Source organism: Acinetobacter sp. ANC_7513, assembly GCF_056779915.1.
This window is the reverse complement of record NZ_JBWYIW010000012.1, coordinates 13984-39285: the sequence shown is the minus strand read 5'-3', so window position 1 is coordinate 39285 and position 25302 is coordinate 13984. Positions and strand designations below refer to the sequence as shown.

The following is a 25302-nucleotide window of genomic DNA, read 5'->3' as shown; positions in this document are numbered from 1 at the left end:
AGTCACTTTAAGTTTTAATTGGCATTAAAATGCTGCCTACACCAAGGAATCACGATTTCTCGAGTTAACGGTGCTAAAGGCGTAGCATCATCATCTAAATCGATCCATTTCATTTCAGCAATTTCTGCATGAATATGAGGCTCTTGTTTAAGCTGAACTCGATAGAGATAACTAATCAACTGATGATCCGCTTCATTTGCAGCTTTGGTTTCAAAACGACCTATATATTGATCTATTACTGCCTCAGCGCCAATTTCTTCTTTAATTTCTCGCAGAATCGTGTCCTCAGAAGGCTCATTCTCCTCTAACTTCCCACCAACTTGCATGAAAAACTGGGTATTCTTTTTTCGAACCAACAACAACTGCTGATCCTCATTGGAAATAATCGCTGCTGCGACAGTAATGACTTTGCTCATGTATCTATTTTCACCAAATCTTCTCGATCTTGGACACCCCATTTCGGTTGTGGTGCCTGATAAGACTCGAATTTTGACACAATATCCTCGATTGAAGTTGAATTGATTAATGCATTGGTAAAGCGAGCTCGAGTAAACTCTTGATCTGTCGTATGTTGAATGAATTGTAATAGACCATCATAAAACCCGTTAATGTTTAAAAATGCGCAGGGTTTAAGATGAATACCGAGTTGCGCCCATGTCCATTGTTCAAAAATTTCTTCAATTGTTCCTGCACCACCCGGTAAGGCAATAAAACCATCCGACAAATCTGCCATCAGCGTTTTACGCTCATGCATACTGGTAACAACGTGAAGTTCAGTCAAATTTGGATGTGCTAATTCACGATCCACCAATCCTTGTGGAATCACGCCAATGACCTTTCCACCAGCCTCTAATGCACTATCCGCAACAATCCCCATTAATCCTGAACGACCGCCACCATACACCAAGGTCTTGCCTTGTTGCGCTAAATATTTCCCTGTTTTCTTTGCTGCATCAGCATAAACAGGATCGGAACCTAATGTTGAACCACAAAATATTGCAATAGAATTCATTTAAAATTAGCCTTAAGTTTTTATAACAACAATTAAAATGATATGTTCTGTGTTTTTTAACCTAATTAATGATGGAATCAGTTTTTTTTCATGGCATCCTTGTCTAAAATACACCCATCGTTCACACACAAACTGCGCAAGGGAGAAAAGATAAAATGCTTGAAGCCTTTTATGCCACAGAGCGCGGTAGTCTAGAAGATGCAACGATCAATGGTGGGTTTGATTTACACCCTGAATTGGTTTGGATCGATTTAATTGCACCCTCTCAAGATGAGCAAGAATGGGTTTTAGATGCCTATAAACAAAATCTTCCAACACTAAAATCATTAGAAGATATTTCTTCATCTGCACGATTCTACCGTGATGATGATGGCATTTTACATATCAGTACGTATTTTTTAACGAAAAATAAAAACTACCAAGTCGATGGTGACCCTGAAGAGTCATCCAATATGCTAGGAACGGTTCAAACCGTTGCATTTATTTTACATAAAGATCGACTATTTACTTTACGTGGTGAAAAGCTCGTTGCTTTCCGTGCCTTTCGAGCACGTGCTCGCCGTAATGATTACGACATTGACTATAAAGATCCGACTTGGATACTTTTGGGTTTACTCGAAGCTAAACTCGATGAGCTTGCGGATATCTTAGAAGATATCCACAAGGATCTAGAACTCTACTCTACAGAAGTATTGAATGTTCGCCACCGTGAACAAATTCTTGATCTCGATGATATGATTACCCGTCTTGCTCAAAAAGAAGATATGTTGGGTAAAGCACAACTCTGTTTGATTGACTTACGCCGCGTTCTGACCTTCTTAGCAAGACCTCGTGCCTTAGGCAGTCATATTTATGATGCTGATATTCGAGAACTCAGTGAGGATGTTCGCTCATTAGTAGAACATGATGCATTCTTGTTCCAAAAGGTTCGATTCCTATTGGATACCACTTCGGGTTTCATTAATACTGAACAGAATGATACGATTCGTCGATTCTCGATTTTACCTAGCATGCTTGCTCCCCCGATGTTGGTGGCCAGTATTTATGGTATGAACACTGATGTACTGCCCTTTGCTCAAGGAACGACGAGCTTTGTTGTTGTCAGTTTGATTATCCTAGTGTTCTTATTTGGACCACTCATTTATTTTAGATGGAAAAAATGGATTTGAGCGCTTTGATGTCGCGTTTTTTAAACAACGTATGAAGTACCTTCTGTTGAGTAAATTACTATTTTAAAGCGATAAAAAAGCACCCTAAGGTACTTTTTTATTTTTCAATCAAATCAATTTTAAATCATTTTCTAAATGGCAAGATTGAATGATTTTCATCATTTTTTCTGGCACAGATTTAAACTGTAAACTCGATGTTCCAGGTGCTTGACGCAATAAACGCACTAAAACAGCTAGCGCCAGAGTACTACCATGTTCAAGACCTGATAAATTTACAGTAAGTGGAAACTGCTTTGCCTGCTGAATCAACATTAAACCTTGTTGATAATACTGTTCAGCATTGTCGAAACTAATTTTTCCAGAAACCATAATTTCTTGATCTTTGAGTGAAATCACAATTGTTCTCTGTTATTTTTTCTCAACTGCAGCTTCAGCATCAGGCTTGAAGTTTGCAATTGCTTTATTGATATCGCCACCATTACGCTTCACAGTAGCAGCAAACTGATTACGGAATTGCAAACCTAAGTCAATTCCAGAAACGTTGATATTGCGAATCTTCCACTGATCACCTTTATCAGCCAATTGGAACGATACAGGGATCTTCTCACCCTTGTTAATAAAATCAATCGTTACAACAGGGTTTTTAGTGTTAGATGCTTTATACGGACGAATTGTATATGTCTGATTAGAAAACTTAGAGAAAGCACTGCCATAGTTTTCAATCAATGTTTCACGGAAGTTCTTCTCAAACTGTGCGCGTTGAGCAGCATTACTATATTGATTCGTCGCATAAGTTCCCATCACGATACGAGTAAATGATTGCGAATCAATATATGGATCTAAATTTTGACGAACAATTGCGCGTACCGCAGCAGGATTATTTTGTAACTTAGCTTGGTCTGCTTTTAAACGTGAAATTAAGCCATCAGCTACTTTTTTGATAAATGCAGGAGGAGTCTCCGTAGGTGCAGCAAATGCTGTACTCGCAATCATCGTCGATAAAACGCTAACAGTCAGTGTTTGCTTTACGAACGTATTCATTTATTTTTCCTCTATTTAATCATTCAACAAAAGAAGCAGTTTCATCTGTGAATTCTACAGTTTCTGCATCTGATGAACCATTTGAATCTTTTTTCGCAGCTGAATCACCAGCACCACCAGTCACAAATTTAGACACTAAGTCTTCAATTTCCATTGTGCTTTGTGTGTTGCCAATTTGATCACCACGTTTTAAATAATTTAAACCACCACCTGGAACAATTTTGAGATACTTCTCGCCCAGTAAGCCATTTGTCGCTACCATAATGTAAGCATCTTCATCAATGTTGGTGATGGAGTTCATGTTAGCGATCAGTTGCTTTTCCATTTCTTTTTGTTGCGATGGCGTAGCAACTTCATAGTCACTGCTATAACGCAACTCTTCTAAAGCACCTTCTTGCACAGTTTTAAGTTGTTCATCATTGAAAGATGTCAGCTCACCATCTAAATTAATTTTCACTGTTGCAAGACGTGTTAACGGATCTAATGTGATTGACTCAACTTCACCAACTTTTACACCGCTCAGTGCAACTTTAGCACGTGGTTTAATACCATTCACATTATCAAAAGTTGCGGTCATGCTATAACTGTCTTTTAAATTTGTCCCAGCTAAACCACTTACTTTCATTGCCAAGAAAAATAATGCACAACCAAATAGAATCACGAATATTCCAACTGCGAGCTCACTCGTACGTGATTTCATTACACACCTCCAAACATGACCGCAGTCAAAACAAAATCAAATCCTAAAACACATAGTGATGAATACACTACCGTTCTTGTTGTTGCTGTCGCAATGCCTTCTGATGTAGGCTCGCATGAATACCCCTGATATACGGCAATCCACGTACAGATTAAAGCAAATACAAAGCTTTTGATGATCGTGCCATTAAAGACATCTTTATAAAATTGAACGGCACTTTCCATACCACTCCAATACGAACCTTCATCAGCACCTAAAAAATCCACACCGACCATTTTTCCGCCCATGATCCCCACAGCAGCAAAAATTACGGCAAGCATAGGCAAACTAAATATACCCGCCCATAAACGTGGTGAAATAATGCGTTTAAGTGGATCAACACCGATCATTTCCATACTAGACAATTGCTCAGTCGCTTTCATCAAACCAATTTCGGCGGTTAAAGCAGATCCTGCACGCCCCGCAAAAAGAAGTGCAGCAACCACTGGCGCAAGTTCACGCAACAAGGTCAACGAAACTGCTGCACCAAGCATCGCTTCACTGCCGAAAGTGACCAAAATGCTATACATCTGTAAACCCAAGACTGCTCCTATAAACAGCCCTGACACCACAATGATAAGCAATGATAATACGCCAACACGGTACATTTGATAGATAAAGAGTTTGACTCCAATCCAAGTCGGCATCGAAAATAAAATTTGAACTAGCATAATGGCTGCAACGCCAATACCTTGAACACGCTCTATAACGCGTCTACCTAGTGAGGCTATCGCATTCATGTACGCACCTCATCACTTAAATACGCTTGATGACTAAATTGATAATCCACAGGACCTTCGACCGAGCCTGTTAAGAATTGACGAACGAAAGGCGAACTATGATTCTTTAACTGATCAGGTGTGCCCTCGCCTTGTACTTTACCTTCCGCAACCACATAAATGTAATCTGCGATCGATAATGTTTCAGCAACATCGTGAGACACGATAATGGTCGTTAGGTCTAACGCTTCTCGTAAAGAACGAATCAATCGGGTTAAAACCCCCATTACGATGGGATCCTGACCAGCAAATGGTTCATCGTACATAATCAAATCTGGATCTAGTGCAATTGCACGAGCTAACGCCACACGGCGATTCATCCCCCCTGAAAGCTCAGAAGGCATCATTTGCTCAGCGCCACGTAATCCCACAGATTCGAGTTTTAAAGCGACCAGTTCTGCAATCAAATGTTCAGGCAATTGAGTATGGGCGCGGATAGGGAAAGCTACATTTTCATAGACAGTCATATCAGTGAAAAGCGCACCACTCTGAAAGAGCATCCCCATACGAGCACGAGCTTTAAACAATTCCTGACGACTCATTTGGCTAATATTTTTACCATCCAACAAGACCTCGCCTGCATCAGGTACAAGTTGCCCCCCAATGAGTCTAAGAAGCGTGGTTTTCCCCGTCCCTGAAGGCCCCATAATGGCAGTAATTTGACCCTTACGAATCTTTAAATTGACTTGGTCGTAAATAACACGATCACCACGATTAAAGCTTAAACTTTTTACTTCGATCAACGCTTGCTCATCGATTTGTATTTGATTATTCATAGCTGAGCGTGTTCCTACAATTTTTCAGCTTGCATACTATACTCTGAAATAACTGAATTTAAATGTTATTTATAAAATACAAGGTTAAGCGGACATTGTAGCATTATTGATCATTTTTATTAATTTTGCTTATAGAAAGATGTGTTTTATTTATGAAACAATGATTTGAAATTATTCTTTTTTATAAATTTATAATGTGATACTAAAAAAGTAATAGGCAAGATTAAGTAATACCAATAAAAAGAACACGTACATCATGATTGCACCAACATTCATTTGCTTCGTCTCAATCATTATAATCTTATTATTCATATTTTACATTTACCATAAATAATGTGAAATTATTCACTTTTATTCTAACAGATTTTTTTATATGAGCAATAAAAAACCAGCCCGAAGGCTGGTTTTTATTTAGCTTTACCGATTAGTCGTTAAATTTACGACGTGGGCGATCGCTATTGAATTCACGCTTTGGACGGTCATCACCAAATGTACGTTTTGGACGATCAAAACCACCTTCACGACGTGCTGGACGGTCACCGAAATCACGTTTTGGGCGGTCACCAAAACTGTTTTCACGAGGTTTATAATCTACACGGTTACCACGATTGTCATCGTTAGAACGAGGGCGATCACCGAAATCACGCTTTGGACGATCATCAAATGAACGTTGCGGACGGTCACCGAAATCGCGACGTGGACGATCTTCGCCATTAAACTCACGACGTGGACGGTCATTGTTAAACTCGCGACGTGGACGATCTTCACTATTGAATTCACGACGTGGACGATCGTTGTTGAACTCGCGACGCGGACGATCTTCGCCATTAAATTCACGACGTGGACGGTCGTTGTTAAACTCGCGACGTGGACGATCCTCACCATTGAATTCACGACGTGGACGATCTTCACCAAACGAACGGCGTTCGCCATCACGGTTACCTTCGCGACGTTTGAAGTTTGATTCACCTTCAAAACGACGACCACCACCGAAACCACCACGGCCACGGCCTTCACCACCACGGCCACGACCGCGACCAGCGCCATCACGACTACCGCGTGCTGGAGGTGGAGATGGCTCAAGACCTTCAATTTCAGAAACTTCTAGACGTGCATCTAAGTAGTCTTCTAAAGCACGAATTTTACCACGTTCACGGTAAGTCGCTAATGTGATTGCTTTACCAGTACGACCTGCGCGACCTGTACGACCAATACGGTGTACATAATCTTCGTTCTTCATTGGAAGACCAAAGTTAATCACGTGTGAAATTGTTGGTACATCTAGACCACGTGCTGCAACATCAGTTGCAACTAAAATTTTTGCGCGACCTTCACGGATGCTGCGCAAACGACGGTTACGTACAGTCTGTGGCATTGCACCATGAAGTGCTACAACTGAAAGACCAGCTTCAGACAGTTCTTCTGCAAGCATATCTGTATCTTCTTGTGTAGAAGCAAATACAACAGCTTGATCAAGATCTTCTTCATTTAACCAATGTGTTAAAAGCTTTTTCTTGTGCTCAAAACCATCAGTCCAATGTAGAGTCTGAGTGATGTCAGTATTCGTCGTGTGACCAGTTTCAATCGCAATACGTTCTGGCTCATTCATCATACGTTCTGCCAACGTAATAATACGTGGTGCGAACGTCGCAGAGAACATTAATGTTTGATCACGGTTACCCGCTAAATCACTGATCGCCTCTAAATCTTCAGAGAAACCAAGATCAAGCATACGGTCTGCTTCATCTACGATTAATGATTTAACTTTGTCCAATTTGATTTGACGACGGTTTACTAGATCAAGTAAACGACCTGGAGTCGCCACAACAACTTGTGCACCTTTTAATTGTTGGATTTGTTTACCAAAAGGCATACCACCCATAATCGCAGCAATACGAACACCTTTCATGTGACGTACAAATGCAATCGCATCTTGGCTCACCTGTTGAGCCAATTCACGTGTAGGGCAAAGTACTAAAATTGTAGGTGCAGTTACAGCACGCATACGCTCTTTGAAAGAAAGCAACGTATCTTCACTACCCGCTAAAGCGTGAAGTGTAGGTAATAAGAATGCAGCAGTTTTACCAGAACCTGTTTGGCTTGATACTAAAAGATCTTTACCATCTAAAGCAGCAGGAATTGATTGTTCCTGAACAGGAGTAGGCGATGTAAAGCCTAATGCTTGTAATGCTTGTTGAAGTGATTCGTGTAGTGGAAAATCAGCAAAAGTTTTGCTCATAGAGTTTTTCACCCGAAAATTGGGTGCTCCATTAAATAAAGTCTGATGGACATCGGCAAAAAGCGGTACAGCAATAATCGCTGAAAATATAGAATCAGCGGCGATCCGAGAACGACGATGCGTATAACGCACACATGATTACAGCCTGAACCTGAAGGAATCGCTTTTAGCGATTGGGTGGGGCGCGAAATAATGTCCTCTCTTTGGACCGGACGCGCATACACAATATAGAAGAGAAATGTTCAGGTAATGAACGAAATTTAGTGCGTGCGCGGAGTATAACAGATTTTTTTATAATGTCATTAAGTTTAATTGCTTTTTGGTGCATTCAAGTACAAATATTCAGATTTATCATGTTTTGGACATAAAAAAGCTCCCAGTTAGGGAGCTTTCATAAATTTGATCTGCTTATTTAGCAGCAGCACCCCAAGCTGGGACAACTGCTTGCATCAATGGTTTCAATAATTTCATAGAACAAGCCAAGACTTGACCATTTTCCATTGAATTTGAACCACCGCGCGCATCAACTACTGTACCACCAGCTTCTTTTACAATTAGTTCACCCGCTGCAATATCCCATGGTTTCAAACCAAGTTCGAAATAACCATCGTAACGACCAGCAGCAACATAAGCTAAGTCGAGTGCTGCTGAACCTAAACGGCGGAATTGAGCACCTTGCTCAGATACTGCCAACAAAGAATCGAAGTGATTTTTTGCATAAGAAACTACTTCGCCATCGCGTTTAGCACGATATGCATGACCAACAGCCAAGAATGTACGATCTAAACTATCTTTTACATTCACACGAATACGACGTTGGTTCATCATTGCACCGCGACCGCGACTCGCAGAGAACAATTCATCTTTGATTGGGTCATACACAACACCGTGTTGAGTCACGCCTTTGTGTTGAACTGCAATAGAAATACAGAAGTGTGGGACACCATTAATGAAGTTTAAAGTACCATCTAAAGGATCGATCACCCAACACCAATCAGCATCGTGACCTTTACCTTCTTGCATACCAAACTCTTCACCAAGGAAGCTGTGATTTTTATAGCTTTTGCGCAAGATATCGATCGTCAATTCTTCAACATAGCGATCAACGCGAGTCACAGGACCTTCGATACCTTTTTCTTCAACTTGCAGATCAAGTTTATGACGATTCTGATGCGCTTTTAAAAGCTCTTGACCAACTGTTTGAGCCGCACGCGCAGCCATCACCACCATAGGTTCCATTGAACACCCACTACAAATTTGAAGATACTGATAAAGAATAATGCATAAAAGCGCCGACATTTTATCAAATATCGGCGCTTTTAGGTAAAAAATGTTTCTAAAATTTTATGACTTGTATTTAAACCACCTGTACAAGCTTTAACCAAGCTTGTTGAATTGAAGATTGGATACCTTCTGCATCCAATCCACAATCTTTAAGCATCTCACCATGACTGGCTTGTGCTAAGAATTGATCAGGTAAGCCTATGTTCAAAACTGGCTTGAGAATGTGTTCGGCCATTATAAATTCATTCACAGCACTTCCAGCACCACCCATGACTGCATGCTCTTCAACCGTTACAAAAAGTTGGGTTTGATCTGCATATTGTCGAATGATTTGACCATCTAGGGGTTTAACAAAACGCATATTCAAAACGCGTACTGCAACATCCAATTGATCAACTAAAAGCTGAGCAGCATTTTCTGCAACACTCACGCGGCTACCGAAAGCTAAAATAGTAATCACTTCTTCGGCTTTTACATTCAGCTCCAAAGTTAACTCAGCTTTACCAATTTCAAGCGCTGTCAGTTCTTTTTGAATTTCAACACCTAAACCATTTCCGCGTGGATAACGTACTGCAGCAGGACCCGGGTGCAAATAAGCGGTATGTAGCATTTGACGGCATTCATTTTCATCTTTTGGTGCCATAATCACGATATTCGGAACTGTACGCATAAATGCGTAATCATATGCACCAGCATGAGTTGGTCCATCCTCACCTACTAAACCTGCACGATCGATACCAAATGTGACATCAAGGTTTTGTAATGCCACATCATGAATGAGCTGATCATAACCACGCTGTAAGAAGGTTGAATAAATTGCCACTACTGGTTTTAAACCTTCACATGCCATACCAGCAGCTAAGGTCACTGCATGTTGTTCTGCAATTGCCACATCAAAGTAACGATCAGGATATTGTTTGGCGAATTGCACCATACCTGAACCTTCACACATGGCAGGTGTAATGGCTAACAACTTATCATCCAACTGGGCTTCATCACACAACCATTGCCCAAAAACATCAGAATATTTGGGTGCTTTTGTTGAAGCTGATGCAGCATTTAATTTAGCAATTGCGTGATATTTTATTTGATCTACTTCAGCAGGTGCGAAGCCCTTACCTTTCTTGGTATAGATATGAATTAAGCGCGGCCCCTTACGTTTTTTTAAGGCACTAAATACATTAACAAGTTCATCGACATTATGACCATCGAATGGACCAAAATAGTCAAATCCAATCGCTTTAAATAAGTTATCTGCAGCCTCTGTAGCAGCACAATGTAAGCGTGAAGTGTAGTCCCACTCAGGATAATCCCGAATAAATGGATTACCCTGCTCATCAATGTGTACAGATTGCCCTTTTTCCCAAATAGCAGCCAAATGTTTTGCAAAACCACCCGTGCTACATGAAATCGACATATCATTATCGTTCAGTACCACCATGAGATCAGCATTATGTGCAACAGCATCATTCATGGCTTCGAATGCCATCCCTGCTGTCATTGCACCATCACCGATAATTGCAACCACTTCACAAGGATCTTTTTGATAACGACGAGCTAAAGCCATTCCCAAACCCGCTGAAATAGCAGTTGATGAGTGGCCCACACCAAAAGTATCAAACTCAGACTCTTCACGAGCGGGGAACGCCGCTAAGCCATTTTTTGCACGAATTGTTGTTAGTTGCTCACGACGTCCAGTCAAAGCTTTATGTGGATATGCTTGATGACCCACATCCCAAATAAGACGATCATGTGGTGTATTGAAACAATAATGCAAAGCAACAGTTAATTCGATTACACCCAGATTGGCACCGAAATGCCCACCACTTTGTCCAGCAGCATACAAAATAAATTGACGTAGCTCGTCCGACACTTGACTCAATTGTTCTTTGGCTAGTTGACGCAATTGCATTGGATGATCAATCGCATCCAACAAAGGCGTAACAGGACGTTGACTAGGTATTTCGGTATACAACATATGTGGCAATGCCTTCTAAAGCCTGGCAAATCCTAAGCTAGGTAAATGGGTTAGCTCGATTCTTCTTATTGATCGAGAAATCGAAAAAAAACACCTTAAATCAACCACATTTATATTGGTCCAGTGTTGAGCTTTCGCTAAACGGGCGTTGTTAGGTAGCTAGATTATCCTGAATATCGATGCTACTTATCAACTATTATCTTGTGCTTTGCAAAAAAAAGGAAATCTTCTGTGTAAATTTGCACAATGATACTCAACTATGGTCTGATCATTCAGCTATACTTTAGCCAAATTATGAACATGTAATGGAAGTCGCTGTGCCTATAGAGTTTGTTGCCACATCTAAATTACCCACTGCCTTTGGTGATTTTAAAATCACTGTTTTTCAAGATCCTAAAACAGGTGAAGAACACGTAGCATTGTCAAAAGGATTAGATACAGCACCCACCTCTCCTGTCTTGGTACGAATCCATTCCGAATGTTTAACAGGTGATGCTTTTGCTTCATTAAAATGTGATTGTGGCCCACAACTTCAAGCAACTCAAAAACTGATTAACGAAGCAGGACAAGGCGTAATTTTATATTTACGTCAAGAAGGTCGTGGTATTGGTTTAACCAATAAAATTCGTGCTTATGCCTTGCAAGATCAAGGACATGACACAGTGGATGCCAACCTGATGCTCAACTTACCCGCTGATGCGCGTAAATACGATATGTGCAGTATCATGCTGGATCACTTACAAGTGAAAAAAGTCAAACTGGTTACGAATAATCCTCTCAAAATTAAAGCTTTAACTGATTTAGGAATTGATGTGGTTGATCGTGTCCCGTTAACGGTCGGTTTGAATAAATTCAATGAAGAATACTTAAAAACCAAACATGAGCGCATGTCACATATGTATCAAAAGGATGATTTTTAACTACAGCATAATTTAATCGTTGTAAAAAAATACCCCAATGCTTAGGGGTATTTTTTCACTTAGACTCAATCTAATTTGTGAAGATGACTATATCGTCATCGAAAATATCCGATTTTCAGGTTTGTTTCTTTTTAACCTTAAATCGAAAGCCATACAGATATTTCGTACAAATGGTTTTCCAGCTTCCGTTACCTTCAATCCATATTCACTCATCTTCACAAGTTGGTCATTTTGCATTTCAGCTAAATCTTCTAAAACTTGTGGTCGCTGTGCAAAATCCATGTCACCTTGCCAATTCGTCTCAAAGTGGCACATGAGATTTAAAATGTGTTTTCTGATTTTCAAATCTTCTTCTGTTAAAAGATGACCTTTAAAAACTGGAATTTCATTTTGTTCTAATCGAGCATAATAATTTTCAAGCGTCTTTTCATTTTGGGCAAAACCTTGCCAACAATCGCCAATAGCTGACATCCCTAAGCCAATCATCACTTCTGTTTTTGAAACGGTATATCCCATAAAATTACGATGTAATTGTTGGGCTTGAAATACCTGATACATATCATCATGCTCAAGCGCAAAATGATCCATCCCTATTTCATGATATCCAGCAGACAATAATTTTTGTTTTCCTTGCTCATAACACTGTCTTTTCTCTTCATCGCGCGGAACATCATGGTCTTTAAAACCACGTTGCCCATTACCTTTGATCCATGGTACATGTGCATAACTGTAAAAGGCTAAACGATCTGGCTTAATTTGAATGGTTTGATCAATTGTGTTTAAAACATCATCTAAATATTGAAAGGGCAGCCCGTAGACCAAATCATGCGAAATAGACGTATAACCAATTTCACGCGCCCATTCTGTAACCTGCTTTACGTGTTCAATAGGTTGAATTCGGTGGATCGCTTTCTGCACGGTTTCATTATAATCCTGCACACCAAAGCTAACGCGTCTAAAACCCAATTCAAACAGCGTCTTTAAATGTTCGTAGGAAGTATTATTAGGATGTCCTTCAAAACTAAATTGATGATCTTCAGCTACTGCTGATAACGCTAAAAGCCCATCAATCAACTGTTTAAGATGCTGAGGAGAAAAAAATGTAGGTGTCCCTCCGCCTAGATGTATCTCTTTAATCAAAGGACGCTCTACAAATAACTCACAATACAATTTCCATTCTTTTAACAGAGCCAAAATATAGGGCTGTTCCATTTCATGTTTTTTAGTGATTTTTTTATGACATCCACAAAAAGTACATAAGGACTCGCAAAAAGGTAAGTGAATGTAAAGGCTAATACCATGTTGGCTATTCGATTTATCAAAACGTATTTTTAGTTTTTGCTGCCATAGTACTCGATCAAAAGTCGACTGCTCCCAATACGGAACTGTGGGATAGCTCGTATATCGAGGACCTGGAACATTATATTTTTGCACCAGTGAAACAACGTTTTCGAACATATCCCCACCTTTAAAATCACCACATATTAAAAGCTTAACTGCTTTCAGTCGTCCTATTTTGAGGAGCTTATTCTTTTAATTCAACCTAGTATCTTGATCAGGATTCATAAGCAAATTCAAATCACAAAGTACGTTTACCCTGACTAAACTTAAATCTCGATCTGCTATATCGATAAAATCACCTTAATCTTTCATACAATTTATGTTTTGATGTAGCTAGTTTTTCATTGCCCAAGAGGCTTGGTATGTCACACCCGACTTCTGCAGATATTCAACGTGTTCGTGAATTTTTACTCGACTTACAAACTCGAATTTGTGCTGCGCTTGAACAACAAGAACAACAAGGTGGCGGTAATGCCCAATTTGAGATCGATGATTGGGAACGTCCCGAAGGTGGTGGTGGCAGATCACGCGTATTGCAAGATGGTACAGTGATCGAAAAAGGTGGTGTGATGTTCTCGCACATCAATATCTCAAAGTTACCAGCATCTGCTACCGAACGGCACCCACATATAGCTGGCGCACAAGCACAAGCCATGGGGGTTTCTTTAGTGATCCATCCTAGAAATCCAAATGTGCCGACCTCACATGCCAACGTAAGACTATTTGTCGCAGAAAAAGAAGGACAAGATCCTATTTGGTGGTTTGGCGGCGGTTTTGATTTAACGCCATTTTATCCGAATGATGAAGATGTTAAATCATGGCATCAAACTGCGCACGATCTTTGTGCACCTTTTGGCGATCATGTCTACCAAGATCATAAAAAATGGTGTGATGATTATTTTTATTTGAAGCATCGTGATGAACAACGTGGTGTCGGTGGGTTATTTTTTGATGACTTAAATCAGTGGGATTTCGAAACTTGTTTTAAATACATGCAAGCTGTAGGCAATGGATATCTCAATGCGATTCTACCAATCTTCCAACGTAATCAAGATAAACCCTATAGTGAAGCTCAACGCGATTTCCAATTGTATCGTCGTGGGCGCTATGTGGAATATAACTTAGTTTACGATCGAGGGACGTTATTTGGATTACAAACTGGCGGTCGAATTGAGTCTATTTTAGTAAGTCTTCCTCCATTAACGGGTTGGAAATACAGACCTGAATGGGATGAAGGCTCTGCTGAAAAAAAATTAACCGACTACTATTTAAAACCGAGAGATTGGCTCGCTGAACTGCATTAAATGTAAATCACTCGCCCTGTTAAAACAGGGCTTTTTTGTTGAGCAATATATTCATCCCATTGTCTAACGAAATTGAATAATTCCATTACATTCTCTTAAAAAAAAAGGCACAATAGATAAAATTGATTAAATTTTGTCACACTTCTGACACAGCTCTTAAGTTTAATTTAAGCAAAGTACTGTACAATCAATTCTTACTTGTATTACTCATGGAAGTTTTTACTTCTGCATAAGGAATCGATATGCAACACAACTCTATTCGCGCACGTGTTGTCGTATTTTGGACACTGGTTATTGCTCTTTTGAGTGCAATCAGTACCACTATATTTTCAGAAACACTACTCAATGATAGCTTTGGTTTTAGCTTGATGGTGTTTGCAGCTGTTGGTCTACTGCTCAACATTGCGCATATTTTACTTCATACCCTATTTGAAATTTGTAACCCAAGTCATTAATACACTTCATTAAATATGTTCATATTGGGAACTTTCTGCATTTGACGTATATTGTTTGCCACTTCTTCATCAGGAATTAGAGCAATGCGCAAACAATTTGCCGTAATTGGAAATCCCATTGAACAATCTCGATCTCCAGAGCTTCATCATGCGTTCGCACAAAAGACTGGGGTGATCCTTGAATATAGCAAACGCCTTGCTCCTCTCGATGGTTTTACACAGAGTATCAATGAATTTTTTAAGGCTGGTGGTATTGGTCTGAATGTCACGGTGCCGTTTAAAGAACAAGCTTTTGCACAATGTGATGTACTCACTGAACGTGCCAAAATTGCAAAAGCAGTAAATACACTATGGATGAAAGATGGTATATTGCATGGCGACAATACCGATGGCCAAGGACTTGTTGCAGCCATTCAACATTTAAATTGGCCTCTTGAGCAAGCAAGCGTGCTTATTTTAGGTGCAGGTGGTGCAACACGTGGCGTGATTTATCCACTGCATAAAGCTGGTGTAAATAAAATCATGATTGCTAATCGAACGGTTGCTCGCGCAGAGCAATTGATTCAGGACTTACAACCTGCTGTCCCAGATCTAGAGCTAAACGCTTGTGGTCTTGATCACATAGCAGGTGAATTTGATATTGTTATTAATGCTACCTCGGCAAGCTTATCTGGCGATGCAATCAATCTACCCCAACACTTAAAATTCAAATATGCCTATGAAATGGCCTATGGCAAACCTTCCACTTTCCTTGATCAAGCGAAACAGCGTGGAATTCCGACTGCAGAAGGATTTGGAATGCTCGTTGGACAAGCGATTGAATCTTTCGCGATTTGGAATGGTGTGCGTCCAGAATTAAAAGATTTTATTTAGTTTTTGCACACGTTTAGTGCCTTGTGAACAGTGCAATTTTTTAAATTGCACTTTTTTCTCTCTATAATATCGATTAAATCTCTTCGAATTGATTTTAGTGACATATTTTTAGTGCATATTCAAATTGAATAAATTCAAATTAAACATATGGTCATCCACACAACAAAACCAACCTAAGCTTATGTATTAATAATATTATTTTTTCTAATAAACTCCTACTACAACAAATGAATTCAGTTTATATTCATTCTAGAGCCTAAACACTAATTCGCAATTCTGACATTTATTTCCGTGACTTACATCAATGTTTTTTTAGTGTTGTAGGTCAATAATCGGATCATCTAAAAAGTATTTTCGCTATTCAAATTAGGAAAAGTTCAATGCCTGCATATAAAGCGCCCGTACGTGATATTCGTTTCTTAATGAACGAAGTTTTTGATTATCCTGCGCACTATAAAACTCTAAGCAACGGCGAAGCTGCTGACTCTGATACTGTCGATATGATTATCGAAGGTGCTGCAGATTTCTGTGAAAATGTATTATCTCCACTTAATCAGCCTGGAGATGAAGAAGGCTGTCATTTTAAAGATGGCGAAGTCAAAACGCCTAAAGGTTTCAAAGAAGCTTACGAGCAGTTTGTACAAGGTGGCTGGCAAGGTCTTTCGTATCCTGAAGAGTTTGGTGGTCAAGCACTGCCTATGTCGCTGAACCTGATCAAATCAGAAATGATGGGTACAGCAAACTGGTCTTTCACGATGTATCCAGGCTTAAGTATGGGTTGTATGAATACCATCATGCAATTTGGTACTGAAGAACAGAAAAACACCTACATGCCTCACCTCACTGCTGGTACATGGTCAGGCACAATGTGTTTAACTGAACCACAATGTGGTACAGACTTGGGTCAAGTTAAAACTAAAGCTGAGCCTAAAGGTGACGGTACTTATGCTATCACAGGTACTAAAATCTTTATTTCTGCGGGTGAACACGATTTAACTGAAAATATCATTCATATTGTGTTGGCACGTCTTCCAGACTCTCCAGCTGGTACACGTGGTATTTCTTTATTCATTGTTCCAAAATTCATCCCAACTGCTGATGGTGGTGTAGGCGAACGCAATCCTGTGACTTGCGGTTCTATTGAACACAAAATGGGGATCAGAGCATCTGCTACTGCCGTACTGAACTTTGATGCTGCAACGGGTTATCTGATTGGTGAAGTCAACAAAGGCTTACACGCAATGTTTACCTTCATGAATACGGCGCGTATCGGAACTGCTGTTCAAGGTTTAGCACATGCAGAACTTGCATTCCAAGGTGCATTACCTTATGCAAAAGAACGTATGTCAATGCGCGCACTCTCAGGTAAAAAAGAGCCTGAAAAAGTAGCTGACTCAATTATCCATCATGCTGATGTTCGCCGTATGCTTTTGACTCAAAAAGCGATTGCTGAAGGTGGCCGTGCAATGATCTATCATGCTGCACAACTTGCTGACAAAATGACTGATGCTTTAGCTCAAGGTGATCAAGCGAAGTTTGATGATTACGATGATAAACTAGGTTTCTACACACCAATTTTGAAAGGCTTCTTAACTGAGTTAGGCTTAGAAGCAGCAAACCACGGTATGCAAGTCTTTGGTGGCCATGGTTATATCAAAGAACATGGTATGGAGCAGATCGTTCGTGACGCGCGTATTTCAACGCTTTACGAAGGTACAACTGGTGTTCAAGCACTAGACTTAATCGGTCGTAAAGTACTGTTATCTTCTAAAGGTAAAGTCGTTCGTGACTATACAGCTGAAATCTTAAAATTCTGTGGCCAGCACGCACGCAATAAATACATGCGCCGTTTTGCTTGGGACTTAACTAAGATTTGTGCACAATGGAACGCATTAACTGTACGTATTATGCTTGCTGCACGCAAAGATCGCGACATCGTTTCAAGTGCTTCTGTGGATTACTTAATGTTCTCTGGTTATGCAATGATGGCATATTACTGGGCTCAACAAGCGGCAGTGGCATCAGCGAAGTTGGCATCAGGTGATGGTCAAGAAACTCCAGAATTCTACAAAGCGAAAATCAAAGTTGCAGATTTCTACTTTGAGCGTTTACTTCCTCGTGCTCAAGGTCATGCTGAATCTATGGTTAACCCTTCGAAAACTTTAATGTCTTTAGAAGCTGAACACTTCAGTTTTGATTACTAAGATTTCATAGAAAAAAGACCGCCAAGGCGGTCTTTTTTTATTGATCGAATAAACTATCTTACTTTAAGAATACGAAATTACATTTAGAGCAAGAATACAACAGTGGTATCTTGATCAAGCGATATAAATATTCCAAACGAGCTTTTATCAATATACAAAAAGGAAAATAATATGCATAAGACCTTGATCTCCCTCTCTTTACTCATTGCAGTCTTTTTCGCTACAAATAGCTTCGCTGAATCGGATATTAAACATCACCAAAAAACCACGACGTATTCAACAAAGAATTTGAATTACTCGACGAGTGGATCTGCTGAGGTCATTATTAATCGCCCTGTGAGTGAAGTCTTCAATATTTTAACCAATGTGAATCTCTGGCCAAAAATTAATTTGGGTGCAACTCAAGCCATCGAGCCTAAGAATATTCGCGTTCAAAAAGGTACGACTTTTAAAGAGTTTATTAGCAGCCCGATTCCAGGCATAAAAGATTGGAGTAATGAATGGCATGTGATTGAGTTTGAGAAAGATAAGAAGTTTGTTATCGCAACCATAGAGCAATTTGCTCAAGTCCCAATCCATTCAAAAATTACCTATGAATTTGATCGTATCAACGCCAATAGCACAGAATTTGAACGAAAAATTGAAGTAACTTTAGATGATAAATTTATTCAAGGCGCGACAAAACAAGAAGTTGAAGCCCTATATCGTTTTATTGGTTCTCAGTGGGAAATGGCCAATCATTTAAAAAAGTATGTTGAAGATCAACGCTCAAATTAAGGAATAAAAAAGCACCTGATTGAACAACCAATCAGGTGTTGTAAATTAATGCATATATTTTAATGCTCACGGTACTCTTTAATCTCTATTGGCTTATCTTTCACGAGTTCGACTGTTCCCTCATTCAAACCATTGAAATTTTTAAAATGAATTGAAACACCATTTTCATTTGCAAGTTTCACACCACTTGCAGCAACCGCGTTCTTCAGGTGATAAACCGCATCCGAGTTATCCCTGAGTTCTGCCGTTTGAAAATTGTCATTTGTTTTTAGCTCTAATGTTAAATCCATTGGTCCAGTAAAATGGATCACCTGTTCACCTTCAGCACGAGCAACTTGATCAACAGGCGCTGAAGCTTCAGCATTTAAATGCGCTGGTCTCTCTTGTTCTGACATTTGCTCACTATTTTTGTTTTTTATCAGCACAACCAACGAATGCCAATCCCAAGATTGAAGCCACTAGAACTAATTTCATTTTTATTACCTATCTTGATGAAAACCATTAAAAAAATCATCATTATTTTCACAGTAAAAAAGCGAAATAAATGTGGATTTAACAGTTTCGCTGTTAAAAATTACATTGGAGTTTAACTATAGAACTTACAGAAACTCCTCAAGCAATGAGTTCAAATATAAATGTCCTTGAGCAGTGCATGACAAACGGTTTGGATCATCTACCATTAATTTTCTGCCAATCAATGATTGAACTTGATCTTGGATTGATTGCAAAGATAAACCTGTACGAGCTTCATAATGTGAAGTTGGTACACCTTGATTAAGTCGAAGTGCATTCATCATAAATTCGAATGGCATTTCATCAGCTTCAATTTTCTTAAAATGCAAATGCTCTGCAGGGACTTTCGCTAGATAATCTTTCGGTAATCGTGTTTTTTGGTAACGATATACACCATCACTTAGCGTCACTTTAGCATGCGCACCAGCACCAATCGCTAAGTAATCGCCAAATTGCCAATAATTTAAATTATGTGCTGAGGGTTTTTCTTTACGCCAAGCCGACACTTCGTAGTTAGTAAAATCATTTTCGATTAAATAGGCCTCACCCTGTACCTGAATTTCTTCTAATACATCATCGACAGGCAATATAGGTTGAGTTCGAAAAAATACGGTATTGGGCTCAATGGTTAACTGATACCACGAGATATGTGTAGCACCGTGCTCCACGGCAAGTTTTAAGTCAAGTAATGCTTGTTCAAGCGTTTGTTCAGGTAAGCCGTGCATTAAATCGACATTAATTCGCTTAAAGCCTGCATCTTTCGCCAAACCAATTGCTGAAATTGCATCTTGGTTGGAATGAATACGCCCCAGTTTTTGAAGATGATTCGAGTTAAAGCTTTGGACACCTAAAGACAACCGATTGATCCCCGCCTTTAAATAATCTGCAAATGGATCATGTTCTACCGTTCCCGGGTTGGCTTCTAAGGTAATTTCACAATCATCCTCAAACGGAATCAAAGCGCTTAGCTGAGCAAATAGCCATTGATACCCTTGAGCAGAAATGAGAGAAGGAGTACCTCCACCTATGAACACGCTATGAATTTGACGACCCTGAGCAAAATTTATCTGTGTTTTGAAATCCTCAACCAATGCTTGTAAATATTCTTTCTCCAACGTCATGGACAATGCCCCATTGGGTACTGCATGCGAATTAAAGTCGCAATATGGACATTTACGCACACACCACGGCATATGAATATAAAGTGACAATGGAATATCTTGTGGATTCAAAGTAGCCAAACGTACAGCTCAAAACTTAAAAAACTTATTTTAACATGACTACACCATAACGCTCAGAACTGATTCAGTTTTTACTTTACACTCAATATAAAACAAGGACGTGGGTGCATTTATGTTTAAAGTCGCGAGCCAATTTTTATTCTTTATCCCTTTAGCGCTGGGGATCGGAATCGCAATGACCTTCCAAACTGCGATTAACACACAATTACGTGAATATTTATATTCTCCATTACAAGCTGCACTTTTATCATTTTTGATTGGTACAATAGTTCTCGCAATACTGGTTTTTTTTCAACAGACTGAAAAACCACAATTGAGCGAAATTGTACAAATTCCTTGGCATCTTTGGCTTGGCGGTTTTTTAGGTGTTTATGCCATCAGTATTAGTATTTATTCCGCACCTAAATTAGGTTTCTTAACCTTATCGGCATTAATTATTTTTGGACAGATTGTTATGTCCATGATAGTCGACCATTTTGGAATTTTAGGTACAGAAAAAATTGCCATTAATTGGCAGCGCATTTTGGGTGGCGTGGTGATTTTTATAGGTGTGCTTCTCACTTTACAACGCTAAACCTTCATTCTAAGCACATAAAAACGATGAGTAATTTTTGTGTCTAATGTGACTGCAACTTCCAACATCAGTTATGAATTAAAAAAACTATTTCATCTCATGATCCCAATCTTGATTACGCAATTTTCGCAAGCAGGATTAGGACTGATTGATACTATTATGGCAGGACATTTATCTGCATTAGACTTAGCGGCAATTGCTGTCGGGGTAGGTCTTTGGATTCCTGTCATGTTGCTATTTAGCGGTATTATGATTGCAACAACGCCGTTGGTTGCTGAAGCAAACGGTGCGAGGACTCCAGAGAAAATTGCCACTATTACACGACAAGCATTATGGGTAGCCTTAGTTCTCGGGATTATTGCTGGTCTAGTCTTACAGATTCTCCCCTATACCCTTCCCCTTCTTGGCGTTCCAGATTCACTTCACCCTAAAGCTGGCCTATTCTTACATGCGATTGGATTCGGTATGCCAGCGGTCACCATGTTTGCTGCACTACGAGGATACTCTGAGGCGATTGGTAATCCACGCCCAGTGACTGTGATCAGTTTAATGGCCTTAGTCGTACTTATTCCGCTTAATTTTGTGTTTATGTATGGTCTAGGTCCAATTCCTGCATTAGGAAGTGCTGGATGTGGATTTGCAACGGCAATTCTACAATGGCTGATGCTGATCACGTTGGCATTGTATATCTTGAATAATCAGGCATATCAAAAAACCCAACCCTTTAGTCATTTTGAAAAAATTGATCGCTACTGGTTAAAACGCATCCTTGCTTTAGGTTTCCCAATTGGCTTGGCTATTTTCTTTGAGGTCAGTATTTTCAGTACTGCAGCAATTGTATTGAGTCCATTGGGTGAAATTACGGTAGCAGCGCATCAGATCGCCATCTCCATTACGTCACAATTATTTATGATCCCGATGTCTCTCGCGATCGCACTTACCATCCGAGTGGGAACGTATTATGGTGAAAAGGATTACCAATCTATGCGTAAAGTCCAATGGTTGGGTTTAGCAACAGGTACTGTACTGGCTGTAATGACCATGGTTTTATTGTGGGTCTTCCGCCATCAAATTGTCGCGTTATATACCTCTGATGTATTGGTGACTCAAATTGCGGTTTACTTGGTGCTATTCGCTGTTGCTTACCAACTGATGGACGCTTGGCAAATCAGTGCTGCAGGATGTCTAAGAGGCATGCAAGATACGAAGGGTCCTATGTGGATTACTATGCTTGCCTATTGGGTGATTGCATTCCCTGTAGGCGTATATCTCTCTAGATTTACTAACATTGGTCCTGCGGGTGTATGGATTGGATTGATCGTGGGGTTAAGTATTGCCTGTGTACTCTTACTCGGACGTTTATATATGAATAATCAGCGACTTGAGCGTAGTCAATCATCATGAACAATAAATCCCGAATGCTCGGGATTTATTTTTTTATGCCAATCATTTACTTACAACTCATTAACAATTTCAAATATGCATCTTTTGATTTGTCGCCTATGATCAAATCAGAAGATGAAAATAATGAATCGAGGTTCTCAACTCATGGCAAACAAAGCGAGCTCTCCCGGCCGTCGTTTCATGAAACTCGCAGGTATGACTGCAAGTATTGCTACTAAAACCGTGTCCAACTCTATCCGCACCTTTAATGCAGATGATGATAAAAAAAACGAAGCACGCAGTAAGCTCTTTCAAGACATTGGTGTTCAAATTGCAGACACTCTTGGGGAAATGAAAGGTGCTGTAATGAAAGTTGGTCAAATTGCATCACAATACAAAGATATTTTCCCGCCTGAAGTCGCAAAGGCTATTGCTAAATTACAACGTCAAGCCCCTGCGATGCCCTTCCAGCAAATCAAGCAACAAGTTGAAAAAGAACTTGGTCAGCCACTGTTAGATGTTTTTAAAACATTTGATGAACAACCTTTTGCAGCAGCTTCGATTGGGCAAGTTCATAAAGCAACCTTAAAAAATGGCCAAGAAGTCGTTGTAAAAGTACAGTACCCAGGCGTAGATGAAGCATGCGAAAGCGATTTAAAACAAGTCCGCTTGGCTTTACGTTTGATGGGTGTATTAAAAGTCGATAAAAAATTACAAGATCGATTATTTGCAGAAATTCAAGACAGCTTACACGAAGAGCTCAACTATGAAATTGAAGCGCAAAATTTAGAGGTATTTAGAACCTTCCATCAAGCATTGGATTCTAAAATTATTATCCCACAAGTTTTCAAAGATTATTCCAGCAGACGAGTTCTTACATTGAGCTTAGAAGCAGGTGACAATATTGAAACCGCAAGCACTTGGCCGCTTGAAACACGTAACGAAATTGGTCGTCGACTAATTCAGGCTCTTGGCCATCAGATTTTCTATCTAAAACGCTTTCATTGTGATCCGCATCCTGGCAATTTTGCTTTCCGCTCAGATGGTAGTGTCATCATCTATGATTTTGGTGGTGTTAAAACCTTATCTGCTGAACTGGTGGATCGATTTAAAAAATTAGTTCGCGCTGGTCGTGCTGAAAATATCCAAGAGATTGAACAACATCTATTCGCGTTGGATGCTCTTGCTGAAACAGGAAAATTCCCTGAGGAACTTTACAAACAATGGTTAGAAGTGTTGCTCAGACCCCTTACCACTCAATACAATTTTGCTGAAAACTCATCTCATCATGATGGCGTCATTTTAGTGAAAAAATCACTTAAGTATTGGGATACATTTAAGCCCTCTCCAGACACATTAATGGTCAATCGTACGATTTCTGGACACTATTGGAATCTGATTAACTTAAAAGTCGATGACAATATCAATGATTTGTTTGAAACGCTCATTCCTAATTGAAAAATTAACAAGACCTTACAATGCTCATTGTTGTTATGTTATATTATAACAAAATATAAATAATTAGGAGTGTTTCCATGCGTCCCAATATTCATCCTGAATACCATGAAGTACTGTTTCATGATACCAACGCAGATCAGTATTTCATCATCGGTAGTACGATTCAGTCAAAGCAAACCAAAGAATATCAAGGGAAAACTTACCCCTATGTCACGCTAGATATTTCAAGTGCTTCGCACCCTTTCTATACTGGTGAAGTCCGTCAAGCTAATAATGAAGGACGTGTGGCAAGTTTCAATAAGCGTTTCGGTCGCTTTAAACGTAAATAATAAAATTTTCGACTCTCACTATTTTAAAGCCTAAATTTACTCCTCCAATTTAGGCTTTTTTTTATTCTTATCGTTATTTATGGGTTAAATAAAATTGAGTAAAGGAAAAACTCAAAACCAATCCCAAGAGTCCAATCATGATACTACTCACAACATACATCAGTGCCAAATTGTATTGCCCAGATTTTATCAATTGAAAAGTTTCCAAACCAAAACTTGAGAATGTTGTAAAACCACCTAATATGCCAACCATAAAAAATAGGCGAGCCTCATGTTGTAATACAGGATATTGTAAACTGAATGCAAAAAATCCCCCTGCTAGAACACAGCCCAAGATATTCACAATCCAAGTTGCCCATGGAAATTGATCTGCATTTTGCATGAACCACATACTGGTCATATATCGAAGTGTTGCACCAATCGCTCCACCACATGCTACCCATAACCAACTCATATTATGTCCGTTCTCGTGTATTGATCATATTTCCCCCTTAAAAAGTAACGAATTATTGTCTTGGATTCACGCGTTTTTTCGTTAAGATGTAGCAAATTTAAACGTGTAAGGACTCAATTATGGCTCAAGCATTATTGGAACAATTAAAAAATGGCGAAGCAAAATTTGCCGACGTAATTTCATTTATTGAAGCAGGTTATACACATACGCCAACCGCATTTAGTAATGGTCAACAATATAATGCCAGTAATGAAAATCAAGGGAGTGCTAAAGTTTTTTCCTTTGCCAAATTAAATGGTCTTTCTCAAGAACAAACATTACAGCTTTTTGCAGAACACTACGCTTCTGTTCTGGCGACACCTGAAGCATCAGATCATCAAAATATCCGTCAATTCATGATTCATGGATGGGATGGCATTAAATTTGAAGGAAATGCACTCACTGCGAAATAATCATAAA

The 25302-nt window shown here is 39.5% G+C and carries 26 protein-coding genes; 12 read left to right on the top strand and 14 right to left on the bottom strand.

Annotated features, from left to right (window positions below):
- Positions 1-14: 14 nt before the first annotated feature.
- Together AC1M9B_RS12310 and AC1M9B_RS12305 are read right to left on the bottom strand one after the other, a co-directional pair.
- Positions 15-416 (bottom strand): NUDIX hydrolase, encoded by a 402-nt coding sequence (locus AC1M9B_RS12310; protein WP_481586778.1) that lies wholly within the window; start codon positions 414-416, stop codon positions 15-17.
- Positions 413-1012: an LOG family protein gene (locus AC1M9B_RS12305; RefSeq protein WP_481609203.1), complete on the bottom strand. Its 600-nt coding sequence runs from the start codon at positions 1010-1012 to the stop codon at positions 413-415. The genes AC1M9B_RS12310 and AC1M9B_RS12305 overlap by 4 nt, the downstream gene beginning before the upstream one ends.
- Before the next feature lie 155 nt (positions 1013-1167).
- Between AC1M9B_RS12305 and AC1M9B_RS12300 the strand changes: the two genes are divergently transcribed.
- Positions 1168-2181 carry a CorA family divalent cation transporter gene (locus AC1M9B_RS12300; RefSeq protein ID WP_035265042.1) on the top strand — a complete coding sequence of 338 codons (1014 nt, stop codon included), beginning with the start codon at positions 1168-1170 and terminating at the stop codon, positions 2179-2181.
- Positions 2182-2289: 108 nt separating this feature from the next.
- Here AC1M9B_RS12300 and AC1M9B_RS12295 read toward each other — a convergent pair whose 3' ends face one another.
- From AC1M9B_RS12295 to dxs, 8 genes are all read right to left on the bottom strand, one after another.
- Positions 2290-2550 (bottom strand): STAS domain-containing protein, encoded by a 261-nt coding sequence (locus AC1M9B_RS12295; protein ID WP_218945337.1) that lies wholly within the window; start codon positions 2548-2550, stop codon positions 2290-2292.
- Between the two features lie 39 nt (positions 2551-2589).
- Entirely contained in the window at positions 2590-3222 is a 633-nt protein-coding gene (locus AC1M9B_RS12290) for an MlaC/ttg2D family ABC transporter substrate-binding protein (RefSeq protein ID WP_035265038.1), read from the bottom strand.
- 19 nt (positions 3223-3241) lie between these two features.
- Positions 3242-3922: an outer membrane lipid asymmetry maintenance protein MlaD gene (mlaD, locus tag AC1M9B_RS12285; protein WP_481609202.1), complete on the bottom strand. Its 681-nt coding sequence runs from the start codon at positions 3920-3922 to the stop codon at positions 3242-3244.
- The gene (mlaE, locus tag AC1M9B_RS12280; RefSeq protein WP_035265034.1) at positions 3922-4701 is read right to left on the bottom strand and encodes a lipid asymmetry maintenance ABC transporter permease subunit MlaE; all 780 of its coding nucleotides are present in this window, start codon (positions 4699-4701) and stop codon (positions 3922-3924) included. Before mlaE ends, mlaD begins: the two co-directional genes overlap by 1 nt.
- Entirely contained in the window at positions 4698-5516 is an 819-nt protein-coding gene (locus tag AC1M9B_RS12275; RefSeq protein WP_481592052.1) for an ABC transporter ATP-binding protein, read from the bottom strand. The genes mlaE and AC1M9B_RS12275 overlap by 4 nt, the downstream gene beginning before the upstream one ends.
- Before the next feature lie 424 nt (positions 5517-5940).
- Entirely contained in the window at positions 5941-7755 is a 1815-nt protein-coding gene (locus AC1M9B_RS12270; RefSeq protein ID WP_481596539.1) for a DEAD/DEAH box helicase, read from the bottom strand.
- Between the two features lie 408 nt (positions 7756-8163).
- Positions 8164-8994 carry an inositol monophosphatase family protein gene (locus tag AC1M9B_RS12265; RefSeq protein WP_035265030.1) on the bottom strand — a complete coding sequence of 277 codons (831 nt, stop codon included), beginning with the start codon at positions 8992-8994 and terminating at the stop codon, positions 8164-8166.
- Between the two features lie 118 nt (positions 8995-9112).
- Positions 9113-11017 carry a 1-deoxy-D-xylulose-5-phosphate synthase gene (gene dxs, locus AC1M9B_RS12260; protein ID WP_481592053.1) on the bottom strand — a complete coding sequence of 635 codons (1905 nt, stop codon included), beginning with the start codon at positions 11015-11017 and terminating at the stop codon, positions 9113-9115.
- A gap of 317 nt (positions 11018-11334) precedes the next feature.
- Between dxs and ribA the strand changes: the two genes are divergently transcribed.
- On the top strand, positions 11335-11937 hold the full coding sequence (gene ribA, locus AC1M9B_RS12255) for a GTP cyclohydrolase II (RefSeq protein ID WP_180028265.1): 603 nt from the start codon (positions 11335-11337) through the stop codon (positions 11935-11937).
- An 87-nt stretch (positions 11938-12024) separates the two neighbouring features.
- On the opposite strand, the gene hemN is transcribed toward ribA, so the two are convergent.
- Positions 12025-13395, bottom strand: coding sequence for an oxygen-independent coproporphyrinogen III oxidase (hemN, locus tag AC1M9B_RS12250; RefSeq protein ID WP_481592054.1), 1371 nt, complete (start codon positions 13393-13395; stop codon positions 12025-12027).
- 245 nt (positions 13396-13640) lie between these two features.
- On the opposite strand from hemN, the gene hemF reads away from it, so the two are divergent.
- The 5 genes from hemF (at position 13641) to AC1M9B_RS12225 (ending at position 18891) form a co-directional block, all read left to right on the top strand.
- Positions 13641-14582 (top strand): oxygen-dependent coproporphyrinogen oxidase, encoded by a 942-nt coding sequence (gene hemF, locus AC1M9B_RS12245; RefSeq protein ID WP_035265021.1) that lies wholly within the window; start codon positions 13641-13643, stop codon positions 14580-14582.
- 242 nt (positions 14583-14824) lie between these two features.
- On the top strand, positions 14825-15037 hold the full coding sequence (locus AC1M9B_RS12240) for a hypothetical protein (protein ID WP_035265018.1): 213 nt from the start codon (positions 14825-14827) through the stop codon (positions 15035-15037).
- 84 nt (positions 15038-15121) lie between these two features.
- Positions 15122-15910, top strand: a complete 789-nt coding sequence (gene aroE / locus AC1M9B_RS12235) for a shikimate dehydrogenase (RefSeq protein ID WP_481609201.1) — start codon at positions 15122-15124, stop codon at positions 15908-15910.
- Between the two features lie 380 nt (positions 15911-16290).
- Positions 16291-18114, top strand: a complete 1824-nt coding sequence (locus AC1M9B_RS12230) for an acyl-CoA dehydrogenase C-terminal domain-containing protein (protein WP_481597859.1) — start codon at positions 16291-16293, stop codon at positions 18112-18114.
- A gap of 171 nt (positions 18115-18285) precedes the next feature.
- Complete coding sequence (locus AC1M9B_RS12225; protein ID WP_481609200.1) at positions 18286-18891, top strand: SRPBCC family protein; 606 nt, start codon at positions 18286-18288, stop codon at positions 18889-18891.
- A gap of 59 nt (positions 18892-18950) precedes the next feature.
- Here the strand turns inward: AC1M9B_RS12225 and AC1M9B_RS12220 are convergent, their stop codons facing one another.
- Both AC1M9B_RS12220 and hemW read right to left on the bottom strand, forming a co-directional pair.
- The gene (locus AC1M9B_RS12220; protein ID WP_481586769.1) at positions 18951-19286 is read right to left on the bottom strand and encodes a hypothetical protein; all 336 of its coding nucleotides are present in this window, start codon (positions 19284-19286) and stop codon (positions 18951-18953) included.
- A 204-nt stretch (positions 19287-19490) separates the two neighbouring features.
- Complete coding sequence (hemW, locus tag AC1M9B_RS12215) at positions 19491-20645, bottom strand: radical SAM family heme chaperone HemW (protein WP_481609199.1); 1155 nt, start codon at positions 20643-20645, stop codon at positions 19491-19493.
- Positions 20646-20757: 112 nt separating this feature from the next.
- Between hemW and AC1M9B_RS12210 the strand changes: the two genes are divergently transcribed.
- From AC1M9B_RS12210 to AC1M9B_RS12195, 4 genes are all read left to right on the top strand, one after another.
- A complete protein-coding gene (locus tag AC1M9B_RS12210) occupies positions 20758-21219 on the top strand; it encodes a DMT family transporter (protein WP_035264998.1) in 462 nt (153 codons plus the stop codon).
- Positions 21220-21318: 99 nt separating this feature from the next.
- A complete protein-coding gene (locus AC1M9B_RS12205; protein ID WP_481609219.1) occupies positions 21319-22623 on the top strand; it encodes an MATE family efflux transporter in 1305 nt (434 codons plus the stop codon).
- Positions 22624-22767: 144 nt separating this feature from the next.
- Positions 22768-24060, top strand: coding sequence for an ABC1 kinase family protein (locus AC1M9B_RS12200; RefSeq protein WP_481609198.1), 1293 nt, complete (start codon positions 22768-22770; stop codon positions 24058-24060).
- A gap of 77 nt (positions 24061-24137) precedes the next feature.
- A complete protein-coding gene (locus AC1M9B_RS12195) occupies positions 24138-24389 on the top strand; it encodes a type B 50S ribosomal protein L31 (RefSeq protein WP_035264993.1) in 252 nt (83 codons plus the stop codon).
- Positions 24390-24462: 73 nt separating this feature from the next.
- On the opposite strand, the gene crcB is transcribed toward AC1M9B_RS12195, so the two are convergent.
- Positions 24463-24843 carry a fluoride efflux transporter CrcB gene (gene crcB, locus AC1M9B_RS12190; protein WP_481586767.1) on the bottom strand — a complete coding sequence of 127 codons (381 nt, stop codon included), beginning with the start codon at positions 24841-24843 and terminating at the stop codon, positions 24463-24465.
- Positions 24844-24962: 119 nt separating this feature from the next.
- Between crcB and AC1M9B_RS12185 the strand changes: the two genes are divergently transcribed.
- Positions 24963-25295, top strand: coding sequence for a HopJ type III effector protein (locus AC1M9B_RS12185; protein ID WP_035264987.1), 333 nt, complete (start codon positions 24963-24965; stop codon positions 25293-25295).
- Positions 25296-25302: the final 7 nt, after the last annotated feature.

What these genes read in the sequence shown, in the direction of transcription:
- AC1M9B_RS12310 (WP_481586778.1), bottom strand. Translation starts at nt 416, where the DNA reads ATGAGCAAAGTCATTACTGTCGCAGCAGCGATTATTTCCAATGAGGAT.
- AC1M9B_RS12305 (WP_481609203.1), bottom strand. Translation starts at nt 1,012, where the DNA reads ATGAATTCTATTGCAATATTTTGTGGTTCAACATTAGGTTCCGATCCT.
- AC1M9B_RS12300 (WP_035265042.1), top strand. Translation starts at nt 1,168, where the DNA reads ATGCTTGAAGCCTTTTATGCCACAGAGCGCGGTAGTCTAGAAGATGCA.
- AC1M9B_RS12295 (WP_218945337.1), bottom strand. Translation starts at nt 2,550, where the DNA reads ATGGTTTCTGGAAAAATTAGTTTCGACAATGCTGAACAGTATTATCAA.
- AC1M9B_RS12290 (WP_035265038.1), bottom strand. Translation starts at nt 3,222, where the DNA reads ATGAATACGTTCGTAAAGCAAACACTGACTGTTAGCGTTTTATCGACG.
- mlaD (WP_481609202.1), bottom strand. Translation starts at nt 3,922, where the DNA reads ATGAAATCACGTACGAGTGAGCTCGCAGTTGGAATATTCGTGATTCTA.
- mlaE (WP_035265034.1), bottom strand. Translation starts at nt 4,701, where the DNA reads ATGAATGCGATAGCCTCACTAGGTAGACGCGTTATAGAGCGTGTTCAA.
- AC1M9B_RS12275 (WP_481592052.1), bottom strand. Translation starts at nt 5,516, where the DNA reads ATGAATAATCAAATACAAATCGATGAGCAAGCGTTGATCGAAGTAAAA.
- AC1M9B_RS12270 (WP_481596539.1), bottom strand. Translation starts at nt 7,755, where the DNA reads ATGAGCAAAACTTTTGCTGATTTTCCACTACACGAATCACTTCAACAA.
- AC1M9B_RS12265 (WP_035265030.1), bottom strand. Translation starts at nt 8,994, where the DNA reads ATGGAACCTATGGTGGTGATGGCTGCGCGTGCGGCTCAAACAGTTGGT.
- dxs (WP_481592053.1), bottom strand. Translation starts at nt 11,017, where the DNA reads ATGTTGTATACCGAAATACCTAGTCAACGTCCTGTTACGCCTTTGTTG.
- hemN (WP_481592054.1), bottom strand. Translation starts at nt 13,395, where the DNA reads ATGTTCGAAAACGTTGTTTCACTGGTGCAAAAATATAATGTTCCAGGT.
- hemF (WP_035265021.1), top strand. Translation starts at nt 13,641, where the DNA reads ATGTCACACCCGACTTCTGCAGATATTCAACGTGTTCGTGAATTTTTA.
- AC1M9B_RS12240 (WP_035265018.1), top strand. Translation starts at nt 14,825, where the DNA reads ATGCAACACAACTCTATTCGCGCACGTGTTGTCGTATTTTGGACACTG.
- aroE (WP_481609201.1), top strand. Translation starts at nt 15,122, where the DNA reads ATGCGCAAACAATTTGCCGTAATTGGAAATCCCATTGAACAATCTCGA.
- AC1M9B_RS12230 (WP_481597859.1), top strand. Translation starts at nt 16,291, where the DNA reads ATGCCTGCATATAAAGCGCCCGTACGTGATATTCGTTTCTTAATGAAC.
- AC1M9B_RS12225 (WP_481609200.1), top strand. Translation starts at nt 18,286, where the DNA reads ATGCATAAGACCTTGATCTCCCTCTCTTTACTCATTGCAGTCTTTTTC.
- AC1M9B_RS12220 (WP_481586769.1), bottom strand. Translation starts at nt 19,286, where the DNA reads ATGTCAGAACAAGAGAGACCAGCGCATTTAAATGCTGAAGCTTCAGCG.
- AC1M9B_RS12210 (WP_035264998.1), top strand. Translation starts at nt 20,758, where the DNA reads ATGTTTAAAGTCGCGAGCCAATTTTTATTCTTTATCCCTTTAGCGCTG.
- AC1M9B_RS12205 (WP_481609219.1), top strand. Translation starts at nt 21,319, where the DNA reads ATGATCCCAATCTTGATTACGCAATTTTCGCAAGCAGGATTAGGACTG.
- AC1M9B_RS12200 (WP_481609198.1), top strand. Translation starts at nt 22,768, where the DNA reads ATGGCAAACAAAGCGAGCTCTCCCGGCCGTCGTTTCATGAAACTCGCA.
- AC1M9B_RS12195 (WP_035264993.1), top strand. Translation starts at nt 24,138, where the DNA reads ATGCGTCCCAATATTCATCCTGAATACCATGAAGTACTGTTTCATGAT.
- crcB (WP_481586767.1), bottom strand. Translation starts at nt 24,843, where the DNA reads ATGAGTTGGTTATGGGTAGCATGTGGTGGAGCGATTGGTGCAACACTT.
- AC1M9B_RS12185 (WP_035264987.1), top strand. Translation starts at nt 24,963, where the DNA reads ATGGCTCAAGCATTATTGGAACAATTAAAAAATGGCGAAGCAAAATTT.